Here is a 3,233-nt window from a genome sequence, read left to right as displayed (position 1 = left end):
AGTTATCAGTGTCAGATACACAACATAAGGAGGAGACATGGCAACTGTCACCGTCGAGATCGACCGCGAGGTCATCACCGAGGCCGCGCAGATGGTCGGCTACTGGAACTCGGAAGAAGTGCTCAACCGGATCAACATGGGCGAGGGGTTCACCCTGGCCGCGCTGTTCGACGCGCTGCACGAGCACGCCACCGCCGACCACATCATTCGCGAGGTCTGGGAGGGCGAAACCGAGGGCGACCGCGACCCGCTCCCCTGGGCCAACGGGCACGGCTCCCGGCTCAGCGACGAGGAGTACCGAGCCCGCGCCGAGGATCTCGCCCACAACGAAGGCGACGAGCGATTCCGCTTCGCCCCGCGCCGATCGTGGGACGACTAGCGGCCCGCCGCTGAACGGATGCCCCGCCGGAACGGACACCGGCGGGGCGTCCGCACGTTTCGGCAGCTACCTGCGGCGAGCGCCGTTCGGGGTTGCCAATGTCCCCCGCATTGACTAGTGTTGTGTATGTCAGATACACAACACGTCTAGGAGGACGAGATGACCACCATTCACAAGGCAACCGGAGCCGGCGACTTCCTCACGGCAGTCCCGGCGATGCTGGGATACCGCCCGAGCGAGTCGGTCGTCGCGGTGCCGTTTGCGGGCACTCGCACGATCGGTGCGATGCGCTTCGATGTTCCGGCCGCCGAGAACGCCGGATCGTTCGCGGCGGTGGCGATGGGCCTGCTGGTCAAGGTCGAGAACGCGACCGGCTTCGCCCTGATCGTCTACGGCGAGCGCGAGCAGGCCGAGGCGATCGGTTCGGCGATGACCACGCAGGCCGACATGTGCGGGATGCAGGTGATCGACCGGCTGTACGTCGCCGGGGATGCCTGGGGTCGAATCGGCGAGGACGGGACCGAGGCTCTGCCGGAGACTCCCGCGCACCTGGCGGCGATGCTGACCGCTTCGGACCAGCGCGCCGGGGCGGCGCTCCCCGCCGTGGACGAGGCGCTGGCGGCGCAGGTCGCGGAGGCTCTGCCGACCGACCTGCCGGTGGCGCTGGCGATGGCGGGCGGCGATCTGCTGGACGCGATCGAGCAGGCGCTGTCCTGGGATGGGTCGGACCTCGACGCGGGCGCGGTGGCGCTGCTGTCGGCGATGCTGAACCGGCCCGCAACGCGCGATATCGCCCTGGTGCAGTGGTCGCACGGCTTCGCCGCCGGTGAGAGCGCGCTGGACGCGCAGATCGGGTGGGAGCAGGGCGAGGAGTACCCGGCGCACCTGGCGCGGGTCATGTGGGGTGAGGGACCGCGCCCGGACGCGAAGCGCCTGGACGCCGCTCTGACGGCCTGCCGGTACGTCGCGGCCCTCTCGCCTGAGGATGCGCCGGTGGGGCCGCTGGCGGCCGCTGCGTGGCTGTCCTGGGCACTGGGACGCTCCACCCACGCCGACGCCTACGCGCGTCGCGCGCTGGCGATCGACTCCGAGCACGGACTGTCGCAGATCGTGCGGACGTTCGTGGACGCCGGTCACCTGCCCGAGTTCGCGTTCTCGCGCTGACCTGACCGCCGCACCCTCCCCGGGAGGGTGCGGCCCGGACCTCACGGAGGACACCATGACCGACCAGCTGACGCCCGCCGAGGGCATCACCGTGACCCACTACCGAGGCCAGCGCGACGGCGTGCCGGTGGTGCAGATCGACACCGCGCAGGATGCCGGATGGCTGCGCGTGAACCTCAACGACGGGCCGCCCCTGTATGACGGCGACCCCGAGCGGCACGACGCGCCCGGAGCGTTTCGCGGGCCATCCGCGCCCGACTCGATCCTGGTGCAGGGCGCGCCCGAGTCCGCGCAGCAGATCGCGGATGCCGTGATCGCCGCCGGGTACGGCGACGCCGAAACGTTCGCCCTCGCGCTGACCGCGCAGCCGATCGACGCCCACAGTGTGCGCGCCCTCATGGCAAAAGCCGCACGCGCAGCGTTCGGCACCCTCACCATGCAAGTCCGCGACGTCCGCGAGGGCATCACGAGCCTGAACGCGGCAGCCGAGGGAGGCAGCAACGACGCCGAGCTCGAGGCCGCGCACAACATGATGAACGCCGCCGCGTGGCTGGCCGACAGCGTGGATAGCGGCATGCGCTAACACTCGCGCGGGCACCCTGCATCGACAGCGGTGCCCGCGCGAGACCGAGGGTTGCGAATGTCCGACCCCCCTACTAGTGTTGTGTATGTCAGATACACAACACGTTCAAGGGAGGACGATATGACTGACATCATGACCGCCCCGACCAGCGGGATCGCGGAGGGTCCGCTGACCTTCCCCGGCACCCCGCCGGTCACCGACCGCCGCGGCGCTTTCGCGGGCGAGCTCGCTCGAGCTCACGATGAGCTCGAGCTGGCGCGCGCGAAGGTCGCAGAGCGCGAGCGGGAGATTGAGCGGCTGCGCACCGCGCAGATCACCGACGGGTCGGACCCCCGGCTGATCGACTTCTGGGAGAAGGCAGGCCGGATCGCCGATCACGCCGACTTCTGCCAGGAGTACGACCGACTCGCCGAGGCGATGAACGGAACGCCCCGATGCCGCGACTGGGAAGTGGAGGCCGAGGTCACCGTGACCGTCCGGGTCACCTACTCCACCAGTGCGACCACCGAGGACGACGCTGACGAGAACGCCCGCGAGGGCATCGACTTCGATGACGTGCTCGCGGCGTACCGCGCCAACGGGCACGAGAGCTTCGACGTCGAGATCGTCAGCACCGAGCGGGCCTAACCCGCCCCTGGCGGGGCCACAGCGCCCCGCCAGGGCCACCGGAACACACGCGCGAGCGGAACCACCCGGCCACCCGGCAGTACCCCATGTCCGGGAAGGTCGCCGACGCCGGCCTATATGAGCAGCACCCCTATCCCGGTGTCTCGCCAATGTCGGCGACGAGCGCTATTGTTGTGTATGTCAGATACACAACACAGTCACTAGGAGGAACCCATGACCACCACCCAGGTCGCCTACGAAACGATCTCCACCCGGATCTACGACAGCGAAGAGGGCTACTCGGCCAGCAACAACAACATGGCCTACCGGGCACAGGATCTCGAAGACTACGGACGCCGCGGCTTCGCCCTGATCTCGACCGTCACCGCCCCCACCCACGACGGAACCCTGATCATCGACACCCTCGCCCGCACCGCCGAGGCCGAATAGGAAAGATGGGCGCTCGTCGCCACCCCGGCGGGCGCCCGCCCTCTGCGCTCG

At 69.3% G+C, this 3,233-nt stretch carries 5 protein-coding genes; all 5 read left to right on the top strand.

Annotated features, from left to right (window positions below; translation table 11 throughout):
* Positions 1 to 37 precede the first annotated feature (37 nt).
* Positions 38 to 379 (top strand): hypothetical protein, encoded by a 342-nt coding sequence (locus tag BGN98_RS07440; protein ID WP_288120557.1) that lies wholly within the window; start codon positions 38 to 40, stop codon positions 377 to 379.
* A gap of 159 nt (positions 380 to 538) precedes the next feature.
* Entirely contained in the window at positions 539 to 1,543 is a 1,005-nt protein-coding gene (locus BGN98_RS07435) for a DUF4192 family protein (RefSeq protein WP_288120555.1), read from the top strand.
* A gap of 55 nt (positions 1,544 to 1,598) precedes the next feature.
* Positions 1,599 to 2,126: a hypothetical protein gene (locus BGN98_RS07430; RefSeq protein ID WP_288120554.1), complete on the top strand. Its 528-nt coding sequence runs from the start codon at positions 1,599 to 1,601 to the stop codon at positions 2,124 to 2,126.
* 120 nt (positions 2,127 to 2,246) lie between these two features.
* Positions 2,247 to 2,753 (top strand): hypothetical protein, encoded by a 507-nt coding sequence (locus tag BGN98_RS07425; protein WP_288120553.1) that lies wholly within the window; start codon positions 2,247 to 2,249, stop codon positions 2,751 to 2,753.
* Positions 2,754 to 2,966: 213 nt separating this feature from the next.
* Positions 2,967 to 3,182: a hypothetical protein gene (locus BGN98_RS07420; RefSeq protein WP_288120551.1), complete on the top strand. Its 216-nt coding sequence runs from the start codon at positions 2,967 to 2,969 to the stop codon at positions 3,180 to 3,182.
* The last annotated feature ends 51 nt before the right edge of the window (positions 3,183 to 3,233 follow it).

Origin of the sequence: Microbacterium sp. 69-7 (assembly GCF_001897985.1) — a bacterium.
In the GTDB taxonomy this organism is placed as follows: Bacteria; Actinomycetota; Actinomycetes; order Actinomycetales; family Microbacteriaceae; genus Microbacterium; species Microbacterium laevaniformans.
This window is presented reverse-complemented; position numbering and strand designations above follow the sequence as displayed.